Source organism: Bacillus sp. FSL W8-0116, assembly GCF_038003825.1.
Lineage (GTDB): Bacteria > Bacillota > Bacilli > Bacillales > DSM-4216 > Bacillus_O > Bacillus_O smithii.
Genome location: NZ_JBBOPY010000001.1, coordinates 2,086,278 through 2,109,837 on the forward strand (window position 1 = coordinate 2,086,278; position 23,560 = coordinate 2,109,837).

The window sequence follows — 23,560 nt, forward strand, 5'->3', positions numbered from 1 at the left end:
TGCTCGATTGCAGCTTGTACGAGAATAGAAAATGATTTTGGTAGATATTCGGGGGAAACGGAAGGCGGGCGACATAAACGTATATGGTTGAGAAATTTCTTGATTTTGTACTCGGGCAGTACGGCAGATCAATGAGCGATTTTTATTTTCAACATCAGCTGTTGATCAACTCTATCGTGTTGGGTTTGGCACTAGTATATAGGTTTTATCCAAAAAATAAGAGCGCTCGACGGAAACTACAGGAGGTTATGGAGACTGATCGGAAAGGAAGTACACTTTCATGAAAGCACTAAAGCTTTATGGAAAAAAAGATTTAAGATTCGAAGAAGCAGAAAAGCCGGTTATTGAAAAAAGCAACGAGGTGATTATAAAAGTAAAAGCAGCGGGGATATGCGGCTCTGATGTGTCAAGATATGCCAAACTAGGCCCTTACGTTGAAGGAATGATATGGGGGCATGAGTTCTGTGGAGAAGTAGTGGAAATTGGTTCTGATGTCCATCATGTTCAAATAGGGGATCGTGTAGCAGGATGTCCTACATTTTATTGCGGAAAGTGTGACAGCTGTAAAAAAGGAATATTATCACAGTGTGAAAAATTGACCGTGATCGGGTCGAGATATCCGGGGGCATTTGCAGAATATGTAAAACTTCCTGAGGAAAATGTTCTTCCTTTACCGGATACGATTGATTTTGATACGGCTGTCTTTATTGAACCTTCAGCTGTCGTTGTCCACAGTCTTTATCGCACAACAAGGATACCTGAAGCAGAGATCGCCGTGGTGGGATGTGGAAACATTGGGTTGCTAGCTGTTCAATGGGCCAAAATATTTGGCGCTAGCAAAGTCTATGCAATCGATATTGATCAAAAAAAATTAAACATCGCTAAAGAAGTAGGAGCAGATGTCGTGATGAACTCACTTGAAAAACCAGCTTATGATCAGTTGATGGAATGGACGGATGGAAAAGGTGTAGATATAGCGATTGAGTCAGCTGGTTCTCCTATTACATCGGCACAAGTTTTTGCGTTAGCCAAACGAAGAGGCCAAGTTGTTTTTATGGGAATCCCTTACGGCGATGTCAACATTGAGCGATTTTACTTTGAAAAAATTGTAAGAAATGAATTAACCGTATTAGGCTCATGGAATGCGATTTCTGCTCCATTTCCAGGCAAGGAGTGGAGCACGACCATCGATTATATGAAAAAAGGAAAAATGAATGTCAAACCGTTAATATCTCATCGACTTTCGCTTAAAGAAGGCCCGGAAATTTTTTCAAAAATCACGAACAAAGAAGGATTTTACGGAAAGGTTCTGTTTTATCCGGAAATGACGTGAATAACGGTTATTTAAAAGGATGACTGGGAAAGTAAGAAAAAATAATTTTTCCCGGTCATTCTCTTTATTACAAAGGGAATGTTTTTCTTTTTTACAAAAAGAGTGCCCCCAATCTTCCGCTTTTGGGACACTCTCTTCAATCAATTGGAACGAATATGAGAATGAATTTTTGGGCGATGGACACTGAGTTTTGCTGGTTTTTTGTCTGCAAATAAAATCAGACATGAACCAATCATAATGAAAACAATTCCGGCTGCTGTATTGGCAGAAATAGCTTCATTCAAGAGAAAGAAGGCTAAGATCGGAGCTAATGCCGGTTTGATAAAGAACACCGTAGAGGCTGTAGAAGCGGATGTGACGTCCATTGCTAAAAAGTAGAAAGCAAATCCAAGTCCCGTCACAAAAATACCGATATAAATTAAGCTAGGCAATGTACTCCATGTAATTCCTTGGGTGACAGGCACATTCGCAAACACATCCAGTCCAATGCTTGTAAGCCAATTAGATACAGCATTTATTTTTGAAATAAGAATGAGAGCCAGAATCTCTAAACTGCCTGTTACAAAACTGAAACAAGTTAAGATAACGCCATCGCATTTATATTGTTGAATTCCTTTTTTGCCTACAACGCTGTAGAGGGCAAATGAAACGGCTGATAATAGTGCATAAACAATGCCTGCTGGATTAGAAATTTCGAATGGATTTACAATGCTTAAAATGCCGATCAAGCTAATGATTAATGCCCATATGGTTCGCTTAGTCAGTTTCTCTTTTAATAGAAAATGGGCAAGCGGAACGACAAAAAGTGGATTGCAGCTGAATAGTATTGCTACGGTTGATGCCTTTGTATAAACAATCGCTAATTGATAAAACGTCATACTAACGACAACGCATAAAAAACCTGTGATGATGAAAAAGAATAGATGTTCTTTTTTAAAAGTAAATCCGCTTTTTTTCATATGTTGAATAGCAAGAGGAGCTAAAATCATCGCTCCAATAAAGAAACGAATAAGATTCAGTTGAATAGGATGAAAGTCAAAGTCACTAGACATGACTTTAATCACAATCTCCATCGTACTAAAAAGAACAGCCGATAGAATGATATATAGAAAACCTTTTTTCATCTTGATTACCTCGATTTTTTAGAATCGTGCAGTCGTCTGAGTATTAAATGTAGACAACTATTCATTATTCCTTTTGACACAAACATCATTATAGTTCAGTATTTCACAAATGAAAAAGAGCAGTTATGTGAATTACTGAACAATATACCCGCTTTGAATAAAATGAAAACGATTGTTTAAAAGATATCTTAAGAATGCTCTGTTTTTTGAGCACTTTTATGGTTTTGGCATTAAAAACATATATTGGCATTTTTTCTGTATTTATAACACTTGTAATGAAGGTCAAAAAAGGTTTATGAAAATTTATAAATATTTTAGAACTTAGGAATTTTTCTTCCTAAGAGTATGTTAAAATGAAGCGAAGGCAGAAAAGAGAATCTTCTGCCTCTTATTCTTTGCCTCTCCATATCATGATGTTGTGAAAGATTGGAGGAAATTCATGTATCGACTGATCAGTACGATCTTATTGTTGTTAGTGAAAATGTTTCGCCTTTTAAAGGTGAAGGGGAAAGAGCATATTCCATCTGATGAACGATTTGTGGTGACGTGTTCTCATAGGGGATGGGTCGATGTCATTATGTTGGCTCTTGCTCTTTATCCGATACCTGTCCATTATATGGCGAAGCAAGAGCTCTTTAAGGGAAAATGGAGAGATCGTTTTTTCCGCTCTATTAACGCATTTCCTGTCAATAGGGAAAATCCGGGGCCGAGTGCTTTAAAAATTCCTATGCAGATCTTGAAAAAGAACCAATGTGTAGGCATATTTCCGAGCGGGACGCGAACAAGTGAAGATGTTCCTTTAAAAAGAGGGGCTGTGACTGTCGCATTAAAATCGAATGCCCCTATATTGCCTGCTGCTTATAAAGGTCCAACCAATTTCAGCGGATTATGGAAGGGAGAAAAATCGCACGTTCTATTCGGTGAACCCCTTATCTTTGATAAAGAAAAACAAGAAATGAACCGAGATGAATTAATCGACTATGCCTTAAAACGATTAGAGAACAAAATAAAAGAATTGGAAAATGAATTAGAAAAGGAATAAAAGAAGATGCCCATCGTTGAAATGATGGGTATTTTTATTGATTGATGAGCGCGAATGAGCACCATAGGTTGATTCATTAAAGAGGAAATCAATAACACTTAAAAAACCATCCCGAACCACTTAAATCAAGTGATGCTGGATGGTTTTCTCCGTCGTTTTGAAACAGTCTCATGTGGAATTTCTTTTTAAGATCAATCCCTTACTGTACTTTCACATATCGAACTCCACTTTGATTTCCGGCTTTATCTTTCGCATAAATTTTTAAAGTCGTGCCTTTTTTCTGTTTGGATATTTTGATTTTGTAATTTCCTTTAGAGTCGGCAATGGCCTTGCTGATATATTTATTCCCGTTGTATACGTAAACGGTTGATCCAGCTTCAGCTTTCCCTGCAATCACTGTGGACTTAGATGTCACTTTATTAGCCGTTGGAATACTTGGCGCCGTTTTGTCTGCTACTTTAAAAGCCTTGCCTGCACTTTTGTTGCCGGCTTTGTCCGTGGCAGTTGTGCCTGCTTTTTGCTTAGATTTAATAAGAACTGAAAAGACTCCTAAACTATTGGCAGTGGCTTTTCCTAGTAGGGTATTGCCGGAATAGATTGTGACGGTTGATCCGGGTTCAGCTTTTCCGGTTATGGTTAATTGGTTGTCGCCAAAAATATTGACTGTTGGGCTTGCCGGCGGGGTTTTATCCAGCACATTCACTGCAACGGCAGCACTTTTATTTCCGGACGCGTCTTCGGCGAATACAGTTAAGGTCGTGCCTGCTCTTTGTTTCGTAATCGTTACTTTAAATTGACCGCTTTGATTTGCTGTACCAATTCCAAGTGTGGTGTTGCCTGTTTTTACGGTTACTTTGGCATTTGCTTCGGTTGTTCCTGTGACAACTGTATCTCGGTCGCTTACTACGTTGACTGCCGGTTTTGTCGGCGCGGTGTTGTCACTCACCGTTACAATGGTTTCTTCACTTTTGTTTCCCACCGAATCTTCCGCATATACATGTAATTCAGTGCCCGCTTTTTGCGCAGGAATGGCGACGGAAAAACGGCCATTTTCATTTGCATCGTCAGAACCAATCACATTACCGCTTGCCTCTACTGTTATTTTATTACTGTAGATGAGCAAATTCGCTAACATAAATTTACAACCAAACAAAAAAGAAGACATGAACCCGATTCCTTGGTTAGAATAGATGTGCCACAACTACTCACAAGGGGGTTCATGTCTCATGAATAGATTAGCACATCACCTAGGAATCCACAAGTTTTTGACGATGTTGGGGTTGGCACTTTATTTCTCAAAACCTGTCATGAAGCATCTCGTTCATATCGTGGATGCGATGATTACAAAGGGCTTTTCGGGAACACTGACCGATCTACATCACGGGAGTTTTCATCCGAACCATCGCACGACACTCAGCCATTTTTTCACGAAAAGCCCATGGGAAGAAGAGACGTTGCTTCGCAAACTCCAGCAGTGGGTGCTTCATCGTGTCGAACGCAGCTCGAAACGAGAGAATCAACCCATTTTTGTTTCGATCGATGATACGATTTGCCAAAAAACGAAGCCCTCGTCACGGGCAACACACGCCATTCAAGGGTGTGATTGGCACTATTCTCACGCAGAGAAAAAGTCGATCTGGGGACATTCTCTCGTTTGGCTCATGGTTCATACGATGACCCAAGCGTTTCCTTTTGCCTTTCGCCTCTACGACAAGACGGCGGGGAAAAGCAAAGGGGAACTCGCGATCGAGATGCTTTCTTCGTTGGATGTGAGTCGACCCGTTTATGTGCTCATGGACTCTTGGTATCCATCGAAAACCCTCGTGGGAGCCTGCTTGAAAAAAGGGTTCCACGTCATCGCGATGCTCAAGACGAATCGGATTCTCTATCCAAAAGGGACGGCCATTCAAGCAAAGGAATTTGCCAAATCTATGGAGCCACGGGATACCCGCCTCGTCACGGTGGGAAAAGAGCGTTATCGGGTGTATCGCTACGAAGGTGCTCTGAACGGTCTCAAGGATGCCGTGGTGCTGCTCGCATGGAAAGCCGATCAGCCGATGACACCGAAACATCTTCATTGCGTCTTGAGCACCGATCGCGAGCTAAGCGATGAAGACATCTTGTGCTACTATGCCGAGCGTTGGTCGATCGAATGTTTTTTCCGTCAAGCGAAAGACCAGCTGAAACTCGATGGATACCGCGTTCGCGGGCGTCGGGCGGTGAAACGGTATTGGATCTTGGTGCAACTTGCGTATGTGTACAGCATGTTCGAGTCGAACAGTGATGTTTCGGATGGGCTCGATCTCCTGCGCAAGAGAAAAGGACATAGCCTCGTGGAGTTCATTTATCGTGCAGCAAAACAAAATATTCCCATTGATGCCGTGAAAAAACAGCTCCACGTGGCATAAGGGGTACCCCGTTTGTCTCTTTTTCGTATGGTAATCATTGTTAATAAAAATGCTCATCTACAGATTACAATATAATTGGGATATTAGTTCTCTTTCAATAATCAAAAATGAAAGATATGTCGGTTATGGTACACTTCTTGTAAATGTGTCGGATAAAATTCTAGGAGGAAATGGTATGCACGAAAATAGTACAGATCTACGTGTCATTCGAACAAAAGAATCCATTCGGGATGCTTTAGTAGATTTAATTGAAGAAAAGGGATTTGAAGCGATTACAGTTAAAGATATAACAACAAGAGCTAAAATAAACAGAGGTACATTTTATGCACATTATCAGGATAAATTTGATTTAATGACAAAGTGTGAGGAAGAAATTATGCATGAAATGACCCGAATTGCTAAACAAAACTTTCCAAGGCTTATTGAGGTACTTGAATCCAATTTACCTACGCAAGCACCAAATCCTATTGCCATCTCAACGCTTGAATACATCAATAAGAATAGTAAATTTATGAAAGCTATGTTAGGGCCGAAAGGACATTTAACTTTCCAATCAAGACTGAAGGATTTTTTGTGGAAAACAATATTTACGGATGGTCCGAATTCATTTATTCAGGAAGAAAAGTTACTTGTTCCTGGACAGTATTTAGCCTCTTATATTGCATCTGCACATATCGGGGTGATTCAAAAGTGGTTAGAAAACGGCATGAAAGAATCACCTTATGAAATGGCCCATATTCTTTCGACCATGACAGTCAATGGACTTGTTTATGCAGCAGGTTTAAAATCTAAATAATGAATGCCTTTAGGACAATACCATTAAAAATAGGAATTGTCCTTAAAGGTGAATTTTGCAACGTTTAAAATCTAATGTAAAATTATGCTTACAATTTCATTATTCGATCCGACTCGCATTGGCATCCCCCACGTTCCAACGCCCGAAGTAACGATAACATTTGGACTGTCGGCATCTTTTTGATAGTATCCATAGTCTACTTCAAACACCGCATTTGTGATTAAGTTCCCTGGGAATATTTGTCCCCTATGTGTATGACCTGCAAGCATGCTGGTAGCTATTTGTCGAGTGCTTTATTTTTTATACTTTTATCCAAAAAATCTAATTTTGCAAAATGCTCTATTGAAAAAATGAAAAACAGCCCATGAAATTTCATTCCAAAATTTCATGGGCTGTTTCCATTTTAGAGGGGGTTTTGTCCCAGCCTCGCTCTATAAGATCACATTTTGGTTATTATTTTTTGTAGTTCGTTATTTAGCGAACAAATACAATAAACAATGTTGATAAGGTTATGAGGGAAAATATCATCGATACAACAATAGCTAAAGATGTCTGTTTAACCAGTTGATCATATTTTTGAGCAAAGACATAGACACCAGCGCCTACAGGTAATGCAGACATTATGATCGTGACTGTCCTCCAAAGTGGATCCAGCTGGAATACATATAAGACTAACAAAATGGTCAAAAGTGGTTGAAAAATTAACTTTAGCCCTACTAGTAGACTTACTTCTGGGCTTATAATGTTTGATTTATTAAATATATCTTTTTGATTAACAAAACTTAATCCAATTGCGAATAAAGCTGTTGGTCCGGAAGCATCCGCAAGAAAACGAGCAAAAACATCTACTGAAGTAGGTAGCTGAATACCTAAAAATGCAATAACAGCCCCTAAAACTACAGAAATGGTCAATGGGCTAATTAATACTGGCTTTGCGATATCCCTTACAATTTTAATAAAATTTGTTTTTTCGTCTTTCTGAATAACCCTAGAAGTTTCAAATATAAGCATTACTAGCGTTATGACAGGGATATTATGAATTAATGTTGCAAGAGCGGCTGGAAGAGCCGCCTTCTGACCAAACGCCGCAATTAACAATGGGATTCCCATATAACCAGTAGTTCCATATGAAGCATTCATTCCGTGAATCGCAAGAACCGGAAAACTTTTTTTAAAAACCAGTTTTGCAATGAACATTGAAAGCAAAAAACTCGCTAGGATACCAATAAGGTTAGCGCTTATAAACGCCACATTAGTCAGTTGCTCAATAGGCGCCTTTGCGACTGAATAAAAAAGCAAGGCCGGTAGAGTCACATAGAAAACATAATTGTTCAGACTTTTAGCTCCATCTTTAGAAATAACTCCAAATAAACCTGATAGATATCCACAGAGAATAATCGCAAATACTGGCAATATGACATTAAAAAGAACTTGCATATGAACGCACCTTTTTACCTTTCTGAATATTGAAATACTTTCTGCTCTAAAGTACGTTTCTCTAAAGCGCATTGTTCAGCTATTTCTTGTATATCTTTAGCACCCAGCACTCCAGTTGAATAAAATTCATAGATTTCCGAGACGATTCCTTCAAACTTACTTTGTTTTTCGGCGGCAATAAGCATCATCTTCTCTTCGACTTTTTCTCTTACCTCTTTAATAAAATCAGAATTATTAATTAGCGATTCGCTAAAGCCACCAGACTTAAGTGCTTTTTGCACGGTTCCCAAATGCAATCCAACTTTATTAAGGAAATAATCTGTTTTTCGCTCAACACCCAGATAATCAGGTATATTAAGCACACCTAAATTTTCTTTATTCACAACTAATCCACTTTCAGGTCTGTAAATATTGGGGACAGTCATGAAAATTTCATCCGTTCGGATGGCTGCTTCCTTTAACTTTTCCAGATCTAAATTTGTATTTTTAATGGTAATATTTTTTTCTGAGAAAATTCTAACGAGTGTTTCAATAGCTGGAAGTCCAGAACGGTTTCCGTAACCCGCCACAGCACCTTCAATCATGTTAAAACCGTTATAAATGGATATCAAGGCATTCTGTAGACCTAACCCTCTATCGTTATGAGCGTGTAAACAGAAATTCAAGTTAGGATAATCATATACGAGATTCGCTGACAAAACTTCCATAGCCTCTGGATAAATAGTACCAAGGGAATCATTAATTCGTACTGTGTCAAATCCTTCATTGACACAACGGTTAATGTGATGAGTAATTTGTGCGTACTTATCTTCGTCTACACCGTTTGAAAAATTGTTTAGTAAACTAGCTCTAAATTTCGTAACCCCTATTTTCCTAAATTTTTCGACAACTCTTTCGAAAAGTTGATGCTCTTGTTGATATTCCACCATTCCAAAGCTAATCGTTAAATCATTTAGAAATTCTTTTGGGAAAGATTTGAAGGTTTCATATAACGGTTCCCATGAGTTGAGAAGAAGAATAAAAGCAAAATTTACATCTTCAGGTAATTTACCGAAATCATGTTTTGCAGATAAACATTTAAATATTAGAGATGGATCCTTTGGACCTGATCCAATTATAATATCCCTAATTCCAGAATCTACTAGCTTTTTAATCAATTCATATTTCTTATCTTCATCTACGGCGAATAGACAACGTTCCGCACCTTCTCGAAGTGTTTCATCAAGAAAGCCATCGATCTGAAAGTTATTCTCCCTTTTTTTATGGTTCTTTGGTAACTGCATCGCCATAAATATCACCCTCCTATAAGGTTTGGTTTATATTTCCATCATACAATCTATTTGATATAATTTGAAATGAGTGTTAAAGAATTTAGATATCATTAAAAATAATAGGAAAGGAGGATCATGCCAAATGATCGATACTAAGGACCTTCTCATTTTTCAAACGGTTGCACGAACGGGGAGTTTTTCCAAAGCTGCTCAAGAACTATGCTATGTTCAATCGAATATAACCGGGAGAATTCATAAATTAGAAGAGCAATTCAAAACAACCCTTTTTCATCGACATGGTCGGGGAGTAATATTAACCTCAACAGGAAAGACCTTACTTTCTTATGTAGGGCAAATACTCAATTTGCTTAATGAAGCACAAAGAATGATTCAAGATGAGGAAAATACAAGCGGTAGTTTGTCAATTGGCGCAACTGATATCACAACTGCTGTAAGAATACCATCGATCATATCTGATTTTCATGATCATTATCCGGATGTCCATTTAACCCTAAAAACTGGATATACAAAAAAACTGGTTGACTCGGTTTTAAAGTATGAAATTGATGGAGCTTTTATTACTGGTCCTATAGATCATCCCGAAATTTTTTCTGAAGTTATGGTAGATGAAAAAGTAGTTTTAATACATTCGTTTAAAGAACAAATGAAGAGCATTTCTGATCTTTGCGGGAAAACATTACTAGTATTTGGACATGGATGCACCTATCGTTTGATGCTTGAAAACTGCCTGCAAGAAAATGGTATCATTCCTTCGAATAAAATTGAGTTTGGAACAATTGAAGGAATGTTGGGATGTGTTAAAGCTGGATTGGGAGCAACTGTAGTGCCTGAAATCATTTATCAGCAATTAAAGGATGAAAAACAAATTTTTTGCTGTCCACTACCGGAAAAATATTCAAAAGTACAAACCGTTTTTATAAGGCGTAAGAATGTACATGAGTTTTTATCTCTAAAGAATTTTTTGAAAAGTGCAAAAAATGTTGTGAATAAGGAAGGCAGATTTTAAATTAAAACTTGGTTTATAAGAACCAAGTTTTTTTCTGTTTTGTTTTCATCATTAGAATTTCGCTAGAAAAAACATAAAACCTTGGTTCGCAAGGTTTTATGTAGCAATAAATTATATTTAATCTTCTTATTTCTTTAATTCTAAATCATAAAAGAGGTACCGCCAAGAATTTTGTGTTATGTAAGATAGATAGGGTATCTCTGAAATAGATTTAGAATAGAGGGGAAGACTGGTTTCCTCCACCCAGGAGACTGAATATTCAGTCTCTACTGTAGAAAGGGATAATCCCTTTATTTTGTTCGTTTACAATATTTGGTTAGTTATAACATTCTTCAAACATTCGTTGAAAGGCTTCATAGGCTTCGGCAAATCCTCGCAACTTTCGCCCTGCCCATTTCTCATTAAAATCTTGAATGATCAAATATACGACTATTTCAGCGGCTTCTAAACTACTCAAACTGTTCATCGGCTTTAGACGTTTCCGAATCTCTTTGATCGCTCGTTCAATGGCATTGGTCGTGTAAATCACACTTCGAATACTGTTTGGATAATCCATAGATGTAAGGAGGACATCCAACTCATTGGCCCAAGATTGAACTTCTCTCGGATACTTGCTCGACCATTTCGACTCAAACTGTTGAAGATTTCTTCCTTCATGATCAGCTCTAATTTTTCCTTTACAAACTCACGAATAACGTTTTCCAGTTGATTCATCCAATCTATATTCGATATACTTTTAGACATAGGTAGGGTACTCCTTTCTCTAGAATGTTTGCTCAAATCAGAGAATACCCTACCTTTTTCTTTTGGTCTAGCCAAATGCTTGACACAAAATTTTATACATCATCACCAAGAGGTCGTTGTACACTGTTATTCATTAAATTCAATACAAGAAGATAGAATATTTTACTACTGTAGTTGAGCAATTTTAATTACAATAATTACCATGTAAAAGAGACAAACAGGGTACCCCTTATGCCACGTGGAGCTGTTTTTTCACGGTATCAATGGGAATATTTTGTTTCGCTGCACGGTAAATGAACTCCACGAGGCTATGTCCTTTTCTCTTGCGCAGAAGATCGAGCCCATCAGAAAAATCGCTGTTCGACTCGAACATGCTGTACACGTAAGCAAGCTGCACCAAGATCCAGTAGCGTTTCACCGCCCGACGTCCGCGAACGCGGTATCCATCGAGTTTCAGCTGGTCTTTCGCTTGACGGAAAAAACATTCGATCGACCAACGCTGGGCATAGTAGCGCAAGATCTCTTCATCGCTTAGATCCCGGTCGGTGCTCAAGACGCAGTGAAGATGTTCCGATGTCATCGGCTGATCGGCTTTCCAAGCGAGCAGCACCACGGCATCATCGAGACCTTTGAGAGAGCCTTCGTAGCGATAAACCCGATAACGCTCTTCTCCCACCGTGACGAGGTGAGTGTCTTTCGGTTCGATGTAGCGGGCAAACTCCCTCACCTGAACCGCAATGCCTTTTGGATAAAGAAGCCGATTGGCCTTGAGCATTGCGATTACGTGGAATCCCTTTTTCAGACAAGCTTCCACGAGCGTTTGCGATGGATACCAAGAGTCCATCAGCACATAAACAGGACGGTGTACATCCAAAGAAGAAAGCATCTCGATCGCGAGTTCCCCCTTGCTTTTCCCAGCCGCCTTGTCGTAGAGGCGGAACGCAAAGGGAAAAGCCTGGGTCATCGTATGAACCATGAGCCAAACGAGAGAATGTCCCCAGATCGACTTTTTCTCTGTGTGAGAATAGTGCCAATCACACCCTTGAATGGCGTGCGTTGCCTGTGACGAAGGCGTGGTTTTTTGGCAAATCGTATCATCGATCGAAACAAAAAGGGGTTGATTCTCCTGTTTGGCGATGCGTTCGACACGACGAAGCATCCACTGTTGAAGTTTGCGAAGCAGCGTCTCTTCATCCCAAGGGCTTTTCGTGAAAAAATGGCTGAGTGTCGTGCGGTGGTTCGGATGAAAGCTCCAATGATGAAGATCGGTCAATGTTCCCGCAAATCCTTTGGTGGTCAGCGCATCCACGATATGAACGAGATGCTTCATGACAGGTTTTGAAAAATAAAGTGCCAACCCCAACATCGTGAAAAACTTGTGGATTCCTTGATGATGTGCTAATCTATTCATGAGACATGAACCTCCTTGTGAATAGTTTTGGTGACACATCTATTCTAATCAAGGAATCGGGTTCATGTCTCTTTTTTTGTTTGGTTGTAAATTTATGTTAGCGAATTTGCTCATCTACAGTTACTACTACTGTTATATCACCGCTTTATTTGTATCGAAGAAATTCTTTTAACTTTTAACGAATGCTAAAAGTCACCTTTACTGCCTGCGACAAATTCTTACCATTTTTTGATTTAATGGCATCGTCAATATATAAGGTATAAGATTCCCTAGATACATATGCATTCACTGGTTTTATAATAAGAGTTTTATTATCACTAGCTAGTTGAAGATCTATATCCACTTTTTCATTTTTTTGTTAAGAACAAAAACCGTTTCCTTGTTAACAGTAGAACGGTCTAATTCCGTTGTAAAATTAATTGAAAAGGCTTGGTTTGGTCTTACATTAGGAATTGGTTTGAACAGCTCTTTATACTTTTTGAGTTGTTCAGGGGATATAGGCGTTCCAGTAGTTTCTTTTGCTACCTTAATAATAAATTTTGAAGGTCTATTAAAATCAAGAAAGGGATGCATGGGATTGACTTCGAAAACAGACAAAATCGCGGAGAGCTTCATCCGACTTCTTCCGCTGATTTACAACAAGATGAACAAACCTGTCGCAAATCATAAGGCTGCACCCAAAACGTCTGATTTGACCCATTTGCAATTTCATATACTGGAGGAATTGTTTCATACTAAGGAGGGTATCTCCATGACCCAACTAGCGCAAAACATCAACATTTCAAAGCAGCAGTTGACCCCTCTGATCGCTAAGTTGGCGGAAAACAACTATGTGGAAAAAGCGAAGAACGATCGCGATCGGCGATTTGTCAAACTGATGTTAACCGAAAAAGGAAAAGAAACAGTAAAAAAGCGCTGGGAAGACTTCTATTATCTATTCTGCGAGAAAATAGGTCAACTTGACGAAGAGGATTTGATTGATTTTGACTATGCGATCCATAAAATCATTCGAATCTTAGAAAAGCTCGATTGAATGATCTGAAGTAAAATAAATTGCCATTTTTCATCCCTTCCGTTTAGTGATCGAAATATCCAATTGAAGATAAAAGGAGTATGAATTATGTCTAAGAAAAACGGTGAACGGAATATCCACTTGATATCCTTTGGTGCAATCATTGGCGCCGTCATTGGTGTTGTACTAGGTCACATAGTTACTGCCGTTGCGATTGGAGTGGCATGGGGGCTGTTTTTCATGTGATCAATAGAAAGAAACAGAAGTGAAAGACCCTCTCCAAGAGAGAACTTTCTCAATTGAACAGTTAGTTCAAATCAAATAAAGAGAATTTCCAACAAAAACGAGGCTTGATCTCAAAAGTCATTTTGCTTTTGAGTCAGCCTCGTTTTTCTATTACCGAACCTGCATTGAATTGAGCCGTTTTTGAAGCCTTGTTTTTTCTGACCCCTTTGGAAGTTTGTTAATATAAGATTGCGCTACTGATTTGTAAGATTTTTTCCTTTTTTTCCAAGATCCATTGCTTCCTTCTCCGCCTCTGCCCGCAGCTGGCTATTCAATTCATTAGGATGCATTTGTTTTAATAGAGCCAACATGCCGGCCACATGAGGAGCCGCCATCGAGGTGCCGCTTCCGACTGCATACTCTCCATTCAAATAAGTGCTGACGATATTTTCACCCGGTGCAGATACTTCAATTTCCGGACCAGTTGCGGAAAAAACAGAACGATTTTTATTTGAATTTAATGAAGATACCGCTACAACACTGTTGTATTTGGCCGGATATTCCACCGTATCTCCTGTACCGGATGAATTCCCGTTATTTCCTCCTGCTGCGACAAGCAAGATGCCGCTTTTATATGCCTTATCGACTAAATCATGAAGGATTTTGGAGTCGGTGCTTGTCCCAAAACTCATGTTAATAATGTCCATCTTATTTGCAATCGCCCAATCCAGAGCTTCTGCAATATCTTGCAAGTTTCCGTTTCCGTTCTTATCCAACGCTTTTACGGCATAAATCTGAGCATCCGGTGCGACACCGGCGATCCCTACGCCATTACGTTTAGCGCCAATGATCCCGGCCACATGAGTACCATGTCCATTATCATCTTTATAGGAAGAGGTATAATCGACAGTGGAAACTCCGCCTGCAATATTCAAATCCGAATGAGGGGCAATCCCCGTATCAATCACGGCGATTTTGACGCCTTTTCCGGTCACCCCGTTTTCCCAAGCTTTGGATGCATTAATCGCCTGCATGTCCCAAGTTTTTTCGTTGGAAGAAACGGCGCGGCTTGTACTTAACGTTTGAAAACTCGAATCAGCCAATTGAAACGGAACATTCTCTTCCACATAGGCAATATTTGGATTCGACTCTAATTGACGAACGTCTTGTTTGTCCGCCGTAACAGAAACGGCCGGAATGCTTTTAAATTGATGTTCTACATCATGGCTGTTTTCAATAGCGGCCTCTTTTCCTTTCATGTTTTTATAAACGACGACCACTTCTTTTTCGCCTTTTTGAGAAGAGGGCTGGTCATTCGCCGAGGCAATCCCCGATTCCACATTCAACCCTAAAGCCAAAGAAACCGACAGCAATAAAGCATAAAATGCCGTTTTTTTTTCATCTTCCATTCCCCCAGAGGCACACATTTTTATTCTATGTAAAAACAAAATTAGAAAGATATTACAATCTTTTATTTTCATTATATCACCTAACATCTGCTCTACAAAACAGTATAAATGGAAACTTTTGCATCATCGGCGGAAAAAGAGACTAGTGATTTTCCTATGTACAATCTATCTCTATTTATTCCTCAATCGCTTCCTTAAATTTTTCAGGTTACAGCAACATCTCCATAATTGGTGTTATTTTGATCATGATGTTCTCTTCACTACGTCCTCAAAGAGATTTCGGGCAACATTAATCGTTGTCAAAATATAAGTGGAGCAGAATCTCATGTTGAACGTGTTCATACTGCTGTTCAATTTCAAAAAACTATTCATTGGAAATCCAGCATAAATATTACATCTTTTTCGCCAGGAGTAAAATCCTTATAATATGTTAATTTTGACAAAATATCAGGTCTTTGGACTGATTTAATCTTATTTTTCAAAATTAATAGTGACTATTTAGAGCTTTTTCTCTTAAAATAGAACAACAAGCACTTTTTACAAAAAAAGGAGGATTATATGAAAAAAGTTATTCCTATTCTAGCCTTGCTGTTGGCTCTTCTTGTGCCTTTCAAAATGGTGTCGGCCGCTGAAAAGACTTCAGACATGTACTATCCTGAAGATGTGGATGATGATTATTGGGCACATGACGAGATACAGGACTTTTTATCTGCTGATATTATTGATGGAAAGATACAGTATGATGAAGATGGATTCCCTTCCGTCTATGTAAAGCCAAATGAAAATATTACGAGAGCTGAATTCACAAAGATGATTGTCAATGCAATGGGACTGGAGTTAAAAGGAAAAGCCAAGTCTTTTGCTGACGTAAAATCCGGCGCTTGGTATTATCCATATGTTCAAATTGCAAGCAGTAACGGCATTATTAGTGGACGAAACGATGGAACATTCCATCCGGGAGACAAAATTAAACGCAGTGAAATTGCTAAAATGGTGTACAATGCTTTCCAAAATACCATTCAGTTTAACCCCATTCGTAAAACTTTTAGCGATGTGCCAAAATCAAGCTTTGCTTATGAGGCCATTCATAAAAATGCGGCCAACGGAATCATCCAAGGCTATGGAACTACTTTTAAGCCGAATGATTTGGCAACTCGAGCACAAGCCATTGTTATGATTTATCGTGCTTTGCACCAAGAGACAACAGCACTTCCTGACAAACAGCAATTAATTGATTTTGTAAAGCAATTTGAATCAAATGAAAGCCAATATATAAAAAATCAGAATTTTGATGCTTTGACTCAATTGTATAAAGACAATACAATCGGCTATTACCGAGCATCAGGTTTAGAATCAATTGACTTTTATCAATCGTTGAAGAATGAAAATGCTCAAATCACGATTGAACCTATCGGTGATCCTACTTATAACGTAAAAACTTTAAATAATCGTTATGCAACAGTAGAATTAACCAATGCAAAAGTCAAAATCACATTAAAATCTCCAGACTTTAATTTTGATGTAACCGAAGATCTATCTGGTCTATTCTTTTTAAAGCTAGATTCAAAGAGTCAAAAATGGAAAATCTATGATTTCCAAGCATATAGCACAGATCCGGACGAGCTTCCGCTTTTCGGACTCTGATATGATTTTTTCTTAAGGCTAAAACCTCCTGTTTTTTATGAACAGGGGGTTTGTGAACTACCCTCCACTTATCAACCTTACGGTTTGATTGAAGTGGGGGCTTCTCGGGTAATCCCGTCTAATGACAGAAAATTGACCGAGCTAACCCTCTCGTTCCGAAAGTTATTATTCTTTATGCTAATAAGCGTAATCCCTCATTTTTGATATTGATTGCTGAATTGTGATCGCGATCTAATACAAAGCCGCAAGAACATTTATATACACGTTCAGATAATGGCATTTCTTTTTCCTTGCCGCAACATGAACACTTCTTAGTGGAGGGAAACCACTTATCAATTTTCACAAGTTGTTTCCCCTGTTCTTTTAGCTTATACGCTAAGAAAGTAGTGAACATCCCCCAGCCGTTATCATGAACGCTTTTTCCAAAGTTGAGGGCTTGAGACATGCCTTTCATGTCTAAGTCCTCAATAATCACAGCGTCATAGTTTGTTGCTAATTCTTTTGACTTATGATGAAGAAAGTTTCTGCGCTGATTCGCTGTCTTTTCATGTAGCTTAGCCACTTTCAGGTGTTGTTTTTCCCATCTTGCAGAACCTTTCTTTCTTCGAGAAAGAATTCGTTGTGCTTTTGCTAATTTATCTAAGGCTTGCCGATAGTAACGTGGGTAATTGGCTTTCTTACCCTGTTCACTCTCGACATATAGACCATCCATAGCAAAATCCAAACCAACAACTTTCTGTATTTTAACTGGACGAATATCTTTCTCATATTCTGTCAAAATTGAAATGTAGTATTTGCCTGTCTTTGTTTTAGAAATAGTGCAAGATTTGATTTTATAATCAGCAGGTATCTCTCTATGCTGTTTCATTTTTATTGGCTTTTTGATTTTTGGCAGTTTGATATGACCATTTTCTAGCTTAATATTTCCGTTGACCATATTAGTTGTATAGGATTGTTTTGCTTTACGATTTTTGAACTTTGGAAAATCCGCATTTCCTTCAAAGAAATTCTTATAAGCAGTCTGTAAGTTCATTTGTGCATTTGCCAAAGCTAAAGAATCCACTTCTTTTAGGAATGGAAATTCACTTTTATATTTTGCAGGGGTCGGAAACTTTTGCTTTTTAAGCAATTCTTTATCATCCTTGAACTTTTCATACGTTTCTTTGCGTTCAGCTAACATCTTATTGTAGACAAAGCGAACACAACCAAATGTCTTAGCTAATAATGCGGATTGTTCTTTGTTTGGTAACAAACGAAACTTGAAAGCTTTGTTTTGCTTGGCCATATCAATTCACCTCACTTTGTGCGGAAAAATTTCGTATATATTGATTATACCGTAAAAAATCCGTACAATCAATATGAGGTGATAATCATGAGAGAAGAGAAAGAACGTGTAGAAATTCGTATGCCTAAGACGATATTAGAAAAATTGGAGCAATATCAAAAAGAAAATGGGATTCCAACTAGAACAGCCGCAATCTTAGAATTGTTGAGAAAGGGATTGGAAAAATAACTTTGGCTAAAGCCAACCGAAATTCATCTCCACCTACTCATTGGTGCTATTCGCACCTTCACATTCCTAGAGGATGGGAGACTTCTTTCGGAAAGACGTTAAATAATCCTTATCTACCAACGTTATTCTGTTTCAACATGAAAATCTGCTTGAATTACTTCATCTCATCCATTTGGCAGAAGAAATATAAAAAAGCCAAAAGTTTAAATCAGATAGGAAGTTGCTATACTGAAACTATCGCTTCTGAGTGGCAAAGGATAAAATATGAAAAGCGTCAATCCTTATATCATTGTGGAAAATTGTCAAGAGGATTGAATTATTATCAAGAAGTATTGGGCGGAGAAATTAAAAATGTTCAATTAGCAGACGATGTCGAAATGTTTAAAGGCCATGAAGGCAAATGTTTGCATGCCAAGCTGCATCTTGGAAACAGCATCATCCATTTCTCCGATCCTTTCGGCCGTGTGGAAAAAGGGGATAATGTCAAAATCACGATCGAATTTGACAGTGAAGAAGAAATTCGTAAAGTATATCAATCATTGGTTGCCGACGGCCAAGCGATTTTAGAACTGCAAGATACGTTTTGGGGCGCTCTCCATGCCAATGTAATAGACAAGTACGGCATAGGCTGGCTTTTGAATTATCAAAAATAATGGCAAAAAAAGAAGCCCTTGATCCGTATCAAAGAGATTCTGAAATACGGATGGAGGGCTTTTTAAAAAAGACTATAGGTTTTTCAAAGCATCCGCAATCGGAATTTCACCGGAAATAAGATCAAAGGAGCGATAATACGTATTTTCCTCATCCAGAGAGGCTACAATCGTTTTCGCCACATCCTCCCGCGAAATCGTCCCTCTATTTAAATTTTCAGCCGCAAAAATCTTTCCTGTTCCCGGTTCGTTCAACAATCCTCCCGGCCGGATAATGGTATAGGCTAAACTGCTTTGTTCCAGCATAATATCCGCATAGTGTTTAGCCACATAGTACGGCTTGATGGCCTCGTTCCAGTTTTTTCGATTGTGGGCCTGAATGGCGCTCACCATAATAAACCGCTTGATCCACAATTTTTCGGCAGCGTCCATTGTTTTCACAGCTCCATCCAAATCCACCAACAGCGTTTTGTCTGCTCCTGTATGCCCACCGGAGCCGGCAGTAAAGACAATGGCTTCACAGCCTTCCGCCGCTTCCGCAATTTTGTCCACGCTGTCTTCCAAATCGGCAATAGCTGTTTCTACACCCAATTTTTCGAAAGATTGAGCCTGTTCTTCTTTTCTGACCATCGCTCGCACTGTATGTTCATTGCTTTCTTTTAATAACCGAACAACATGCTGCCCAACTTGGCCATTCGCTCCAACAACCAAAACTTTCAAGATTCCCAACTCCTCCCATTCTTATCCTTCTTAAACAAAACCTGATGTTTCATTGCTTTTTATCTCTTCTGGCCCGAGCTATGCAAACGAAACAAACCGATATATTCCATCCACTATCATGGGACATACTCCCCATTTACGTTTCAATTTATTATATCATGCATCGTTTGATCACTTGCAATGTCCACATCAGCTTCAACAAAAAATTTACAATAGGCGCCCTTTGCTGATATCGAATCATTCTGTACAAAAGTTTAGATCATTAGCAAATGAATCACCGCTTCCCACGTTCAACTTTTTATTACTAAAATGAATGGTAAGAAACAGCTCTTTCCCTCCGGCGCCTAAATGTCTGAGCCATTCTTTTATTTCAATGAATCAGGAGTAGACTTTTTCTCTATAATTTCATCAAAAATATTTATTTGGGAGCTTTCTTTAGATTCTTCATTCTTTATATAGGCTTGCATCAACTTTTTAAACTCCCCCACGGTTAAAGGCTTGGCATCCTCTGTCAACTCATATCCTAATTGTCTGCTTGGTTCAATCGTAGCTGTTTTTATATCAGAAAAATTGGCAATGCCTTGCTGACGAAGACGCAATTCCAACTGATCCAATGTTAATCGAAGTTTACGCAGCGCATCCGTTTGAATTTGTCCATTTTGAATGACGACCATCGCTTTTCCGGATATAAATGTTTCCAATCGATTCAACTTCATCTGCAAAAATTCGGTCACGACCAATGCCACGATAAATGTGGAAGACGCCAAAATGGTGCCTAAGAGGCTTTCTTGCGCCACCGGCTCTACAATAATCGTCCCTATCGATATGATGATAATCGTTTCCGGCAACGTCATTTGTGAAATAGTTTTTCTTCCTGCAATCCGAAGGAGCAGTATGCCAGCAAAGATAAGAAATAAAGCTTTTCCAATAGTACCAAGAAACACCATAACTCCCTTCTCGTCCCATTATTCAATAATATGTGTAGGCTGCGCTTGGAACATGCATGTATGAATCCAGATGCCCAAAGGTGCTATGAGTGTGCTGCTTCCGATATGAACCAAGTTCTTCTTTCCCTTTCTTGAAACCATTTAATTTCTCATCCTAAATAAAAAAGCACAGTTGACTCAGGTTTTCCACTGAATTCAACTATGCTTGAAAAAGATCTTGCATCAATGGTCAGAAATCCTCTACCCTTCGAGACACAAAGGTCAAACGAAATCCAGGCGGCGGAGAAACTACCCCGAACAGCTCGTTATCTCCAACCAACCATTTGCGGGAGTTGACCCCTTGTAGATGGTCATCTTATCTTATTTCTCCTTTTCCAATCGTTCAATGGCCTTTTCCGCCCTGTTTTTTAAGTCCATCAATTCCGACTCCACTTTTAAAATCTTTTCCTTTTTCTGTTCAATGAGCAATAATTGCGCATCGACTGTATTTAAAAGATCGGTTAAGGCTTGAATTAAATCCTCCGCTTTGTCTTTTTGTTCGCTTGTTCCTTTTACCTGTCTGTATTTTACTCTCTGCTGTTCCAATGTATTGCTTAAAGAAATAAAATGTTGCAGCTCTTGAAGAGTAAATCCCAACACTTCTTTTGCGTTCGTAATTTTCTTTAAAAACTCAACATGCTGTTGTGAATAAAGTCTAATTCCCCCTTTGCTTCTCGGAGGAGAAGGCAGAAGCCCAATTTGTTCATAGTATCGAATCGTTCGTTTCGTTAAACCGCTTTGCTTGGCCACGTCATCTATTTTTAATTCATCCATGTTCCTCACCTAAATCTCCTTCTGACTGCATCTCCTCGATGAAGGGGATGAAATCCGTTCTTCTATTTATTATACATGAAAAACGGGAACCGATATGAGCGCTTTCCCCTGTCCAAAACCAAGTTCACAGAATTGTTCTATCTCTCTTTCATACGGAATGCTCGTCTTTTCCAACGAAAAAGACAAAATAAAAAGCCCTTACTTCCAGGGCTTCATTCACTCCATGATGCAATCAACCAAGCAATAATCGAAACAACGGGAATAACAATGAAAGAAATTTTTAATGTCTTTTTTGGCCGCTTTATAAAATTGACAGCATAAATGGGAATGCCCAATGTGACTGTATCCAAAATGGCTAAGACGATGTTTTTTGAAAGAGATCGCTCCGCATCTTTCACTATTTCATCTCCTCTCTCTTTTATCGTTTCCAAGAATTTTTTCGCGCGGCATCCGGCACGATCCACTGAAACCCGCTCCGCAATAACACAAAAATCCTTTGGGGATCATCCCTCTTTATCGTGATCAAATGGTTGAAGCCTTGATCCTTAGGGAAATTCCGAACCTTTGGATTTATATGATGCCTCGTTCATCGCGCGCATCGTTGCGAATGTTAAAAATTTATGGATACTTGCCCAATTACTTTTCCCCGTTTTTCGTAGTACAAAAACGAAATCGGAAACAAAAAAATTTCAGACAAAACGATCGATTCGTTTTGAGAATTTTTAGAATTGATTTTACATTTATTAGATTAGAAGTATACTATTTGTATGCAAAATACTTATTTTTAGCGCAAAAGAACTATTTTTTTATATTTCAATCTGTTAAAATACGGAAAAATGAATTAAAATTTAAAAGATAGCATATCTAGGGAGGAATCGTCTAGCGGTCATTAAAAAAATGGAGCTACTTACTTCATTCCATTCTATTAGTGTTTTCATTGCCTATAGGAGCGCATGCAAATGAAAAGGGTATCAACAAGCCTTCAAAAATCTTATATCCAGAAAAAATTTCTAATCAATTTACTAAGCCTTTGAAAGCTAAGCAAGAAACGGATCAAGATTATAAGAATCCTGATGATTACCCATTCGTTTCACCTGGACAATACCTTGGAGTTTTATCGGATAGCTACGGTCAATCTCATTACCTGACTTACAACAACACAGTTGATTATTCGAATTCGGATATGGAAGTCCTACTTGGGTATCAAAGTAATACAACAAATAAAGATGCCTATCTTAATATCGAATTTTATAAGAATGATAATGGTTCCATGTCGTATTTAGGAAGCTCAACTTTTAATGTGAAGTATCTGGTGGGCAGCTTTTCTTTAGAAACCATTATCGGTAAGTCGGTCTATGAAAATGATCCTTATATTTATATGAGAGTAGGAGTTATACCTAGCTTATATGCTTCATACTACTCTGATGTCACTTATTTTAAAGTGAATAATCCATTTTGTAAAGAATCAACGACCTCAGATTCTAATCATTATGTGTTGATTAGCAACGAATCCACCAATGGCGATCAAATCGAAAATTCCGGTTCATTTAAAATCAATAATGATCAATATTCGTTAAACAAAAACATCGCAAAAAGCGCCTATAAAATGGACTATGTGAAACCTTTTGACGCCAAAAAATATAAAAATAACTTCATAAAAAGAGAGGCCAAATCAATCCGCCCATTATATCAAGTAGGAGACAGCAAGAATTTTTGGGTTTCCAATCTTGTAACGAATCAAGATTATCAAATTAAGGCAACTTTGAGTTATAGTGGTTCACACTCAAACGTATGGGTAAATAATAATCAAATTACACAAGAAGAAGCAGAGCAACTCGGAAAAGAATTTGACGATAAAATTCACCCTTTAGATGTAGAAAATTTCGGGAATGAATCAGATGTAGACGGAAACGGAAAAGTGGATATTCTTGTGTATGATATACAAGATGGATTTAATGAAAGCGGAGGCTTAAACAGTTTTAAATAACTTATAAAAAGTTATAAAATTTTTATTTACTTTAATTTTTTCATGCT

24 protein-coding genes and 1 pseudogene are annotated in these 23,560 nt (G+C 38.4%); 11 read left to right on the forward strand and 14 right to left on the reverse strand.

Features of this window, described 5'->3' with window-relative positions; all coding sequences use genetic code 11:
• Positions 1-280 precede the first annotated feature (280 nt).
• A complete protein-coding gene (locus N1I86_RS09945) occupies positions 281-1,333 on the forward strand; it encodes a galactitol-1-phosphate 5-dehydrogenase (RefSeq protein WP_341096102.1) in 1,053 nt (350 codons plus the stop codon).
• A gap of 140 nt (positions 1,334-1,473) precedes the next feature.
• Here N1I86_RS09945 and N1I86_RS09950 read toward each other — a convergent pair whose 3' ends face one another.
• The gene (locus N1I86_RS09950) at positions 1,474-2,457 is read right to left on the reverse strand and encodes a DMT family transporter (protein WP_341096104.1); all 984 of its coding nucleotides are present in this window, start codon (positions 2,455-2,457) and stop codon (positions 1,474-1,476) included.
• A gap of 439 nt (positions 2,458-2,896) precedes the next feature.
• On the opposite strand from N1I86_RS09950, the gene N1I86_RS09955 reads away from it, so the two are divergent.
• Positions 2,897-3,499: a lysophospholipid acyltransferase family protein gene (locus tag N1I86_RS09955; RefSeq protein ID WP_003353995.1), complete on the forward strand. Its 603-nt coding sequence runs from the start codon at positions 2,897-2,899 to the stop codon at positions 3,497-3,499.
• 199 nt (positions 3,500-3,698) lie between these two features.
• Here N1I86_RS09955 and N1I86_RS09960 read toward each other — a convergent pair whose 3' ends face one another.
• Positions 3,699-4,634: an Ig-like domain-containing protein gene (locus N1I86_RS09960; protein WP_341096107.1), complete on the reverse strand. Its 936-nt coding sequence runs from the start codon at positions 4,632-4,634 to the stop codon at positions 3,699-3,701.
• A gap of 91 nt (positions 4,635-4,725) precedes the next feature.
• Here N1I86_RS09960 and N1I86_RS09965 point away from each other — a divergent pair, with 91 nt between their 5' ends.
• Both N1I86_RS09965 and N1I86_RS09970 read left to right on the forward strand, forming a co-directional pair.
• Entirely contained in the window at positions 4,726-5,907 is a 1,182-nt protein-coding gene (locus N1I86_RS09965) for an IS701 family transposase (protein WP_003353085.1), read from the forward strand.
• Positions 5,908-6,082: 175 nt separating this feature from the next.
• The gene (locus N1I86_RS09970; RefSeq protein ID WP_341096109.1) at positions 6,083-6,703 is read left to right on the forward strand and encodes a TetR/AcrR family transcriptional regulator; all 621 of its coding nucleotides are present in this window, start codon (positions 6,083-6,085) and stop codon (positions 6,701-6,703) included.
• A gap of 474 nt (positions 6,704-7,177) precedes the next feature.
• Here the strand turns inward: N1I86_RS09970 and N1I86_RS09975 are convergent, their stop codons facing one another.
• Both N1I86_RS09975 and N1I86_RS09980 read right to left on the reverse strand, forming a co-directional pair.
• The gene (locus N1I86_RS09975; protein WP_340397626.1) at positions 7,178-8,140 is read right to left on the reverse strand and encodes an AEC family transporter; all 963 of its coding nucleotides are present in this window, start codon (positions 8,138-8,140) and stop codon (positions 7,178-7,180) included.
• 14 nt (positions 8,141-8,154) lie between these two features.
• Positions 8,155-9,429, reverse strand: coding sequence for a hypothetical protein (locus N1I86_RS09980; RefSeq protein WP_341096112.1), 1,275 nt, complete (start codon positions 9,427-9,429; stop codon positions 8,155-8,157).
• Positions 9,430-9,553: 124 nt separating this feature from the next.
• Between N1I86_RS09980 and N1I86_RS09985 the strand changes: the two genes are divergently transcribed.
• Entirely contained in the window at positions 9,554-10,438 is an 885-nt protein-coding gene (locus N1I86_RS09985) for a LysR family transcriptional regulator (RefSeq protein WP_340397623.1), read from the forward strand.
• Positions 10,439-10,754: 316 nt separating this feature from the next.
• Here the strand turns inward: N1I86_RS09985 and N1I86_RS09990 are convergent.
• From N1I86_RS09990 to N1I86_RS10000, 4 genes and pseudogenes are all read right to left on the reverse strand, one after another.
• Positions 10,755-11,078: pseudogene (locus N1I86_RS09990) on the reverse strand (transposase); the annotation flags it as partial.
• 333 nt (positions 11,079-11,411) lie between these two features.
• Complete coding sequence (locus N1I86_RS09995) at positions 11,412-12,593, reverse strand: IS701 family transposase (protein ID WP_341094502.1); 1,182 nt, start codon at positions 12,591-12,593, stop codon at positions 11,412-11,414.
• A 175-nt stretch (positions 12,594-12,768) separates the two neighbouring features.
• Positions 12,769-12,936, reverse strand: coding sequence for an Ig-like domain-containing protein (locus tag N1I86_RS16755; RefSeq protein WP_445662262.1), 168 nt, complete (start codon positions 12,934-12,936; stop codon positions 12,769-12,771).
• A complete protein-coding gene (locus N1I86_RS10000; protein ID WP_340396339.1) occupies positions 12,927-13,208 on the reverse strand; it encodes a hypothetical protein in 282 nt (93 codons plus the stop codon). Before N1I86_RS10000 ends, N1I86_RS16755 begins: the two co-directional genes overlap by 10 nt.
• Before the next feature lie 28 nt (positions 13,209-13,236).
• Between N1I86_RS10000 and N1I86_RS10005 the strand changes: the two genes are divergently transcribed.
• Both N1I86_RS10005 and N1I86_RS10010 read left to right on the forward strand, forming a co-directional pair.
• On the forward strand, positions 13,237-13,626 hold the full coding sequence (locus N1I86_RS10005) for a MarR family winged helix-turn-helix transcriptional regulator (protein ID WP_234395487.1): 390 nt from the start codon (positions 13,237-13,239) through the stop codon (positions 13,624-13,626).
• 87 nt (positions 13,627-13,713) lie between these two features.
• Complete coding sequence (locus N1I86_RS10010) at positions 13,714-13,851, forward strand: hypothetical protein (protein WP_003354842.1); 138 nt, start codon at positions 13,714-13,716, stop codon at positions 13,849-13,851.
• A gap of 233 nt (positions 13,852-14,084) precedes the next feature.
• Here N1I86_RS10010 and N1I86_RS10015 read toward each other — a convergent pair whose 3' ends face one another.
• On the reverse strand, positions 14,085-15,239 hold the full coding sequence (locus N1I86_RS10015; protein WP_341096115.1) for a S8 family peptidase: 1,155 nt from the start codon (positions 15,237-15,239) through the stop codon (positions 14,085-14,087).
• A 558-nt stretch (positions 15,240-15,797) separates the two neighbouring features.
• On the opposite strand from N1I86_RS10015, the gene N1I86_RS10020 reads away from it, so the two are divergent.
• Positions 15,798-16,883, forward strand: coding sequence for an S-layer homology domain-containing protein (locus tag N1I86_RS10020; protein WP_341096118.1), 1,086 nt, complete (start codon positions 15,798-15,800; stop codon positions 16,881-16,883).
• Positions 16,884-17,055: 172 nt separating this feature from the next.
• Here the strand turns inward: N1I86_RS10020 and N1I86_RS10025 are convergent, their stop codons facing one another.
• Positions 17,056-18,168, reverse strand: coding sequence for an RNA-guided endonuclease TnpB family protein (locus tag N1I86_RS10025; RefSeq protein WP_003353982.1), 1,113 nt, complete (start codon positions 18,166-18,168; stop codon positions 17,056-17,058).
• Positions 18,169-18,255: 87 nt separating this feature from the next.
• Here N1I86_RS10025 and N1I86_RS10030 point away from each other — a divergent pair, with 87 nt between their 5' ends.
• Entirely contained in the window at positions 18,256-18,396 is a 141-nt protein-coding gene (locus tag N1I86_RS10030) for a ribbon-helix-helix protein, CopG family (RefSeq protein ID WP_003352379.1), read from the forward strand.
• Between the two features lie 311 nt (positions 18,397-18,707).
• Positions 18,708-19,049, forward strand: coding sequence for a VOC family protein (locus N1I86_RS10035; protein ID WP_315968615.1), 342 nt, complete (start codon positions 18,708-18,710; stop codon positions 19,047-19,049).
• 72 nt (positions 19,050-19,121) lie between these two features.
• Here N1I86_RS10035 and N1I86_RS10040 read toward each other — a convergent pair whose 3' ends face one another.
• The 4 genes from N1I86_RS10040 to N1I86_RS10055 form a co-directional block, all read right to left on the reverse strand.
• Positions 19,122-19,766, reverse strand: coding sequence for an SDR family oxidoreductase (locus N1I86_RS10040; RefSeq protein ID WP_048622482.1), 645 nt, complete (start codon positions 19,764-19,766; stop codon positions 19,122-19,124).
• A 365-nt stretch (positions 19,767-20,131) separates the two neighbouring features.
• The gene (locus tag N1I86_RS10045) at positions 20,132-20,713 is read right to left on the reverse strand and encodes a DUF421 domain-containing protein (RefSeq protein ID WP_003353986.1); all 582 of its coding nucleotides are present in this window, start codon (positions 20,711-20,713) and stop codon (positions 20,132-20,134) included.
• Between the two features lie 360 nt (positions 20,714-21,073).
• A complete protein-coding gene (locus tag N1I86_RS10050; RefSeq protein WP_040341231.1) occupies positions 21,074-21,526 on the reverse strand; it encodes a MerR family transcriptional regulator in 453 nt (150 codons plus the stop codon).
• 212 nt (positions 21,527-21,738) lie between these two features.
• Positions 21,739-21,990, reverse strand: coding sequence for a hypothetical protein (locus tag N1I86_RS10055; protein WP_341096121.1), 252 nt, complete (start codon positions 21,988-21,990; stop codon positions 21,739-21,741).
• Between the two features lie 473 nt (positions 21,991-22,463).
• Here N1I86_RS10055 and N1I86_RS10060 point away from each other — a divergent pair, with 473 nt between their 5' ends.
• Entirely contained in the window at positions 22,464-23,513 is a 1,050-nt protein-coding gene (locus N1I86_RS10060; RefSeq protein ID WP_341096123.1) for a hypothetical protein, read from the forward strand.
• The last annotated feature ends 47 nt before the right edge of the window (positions 23,514-23,560 follow it).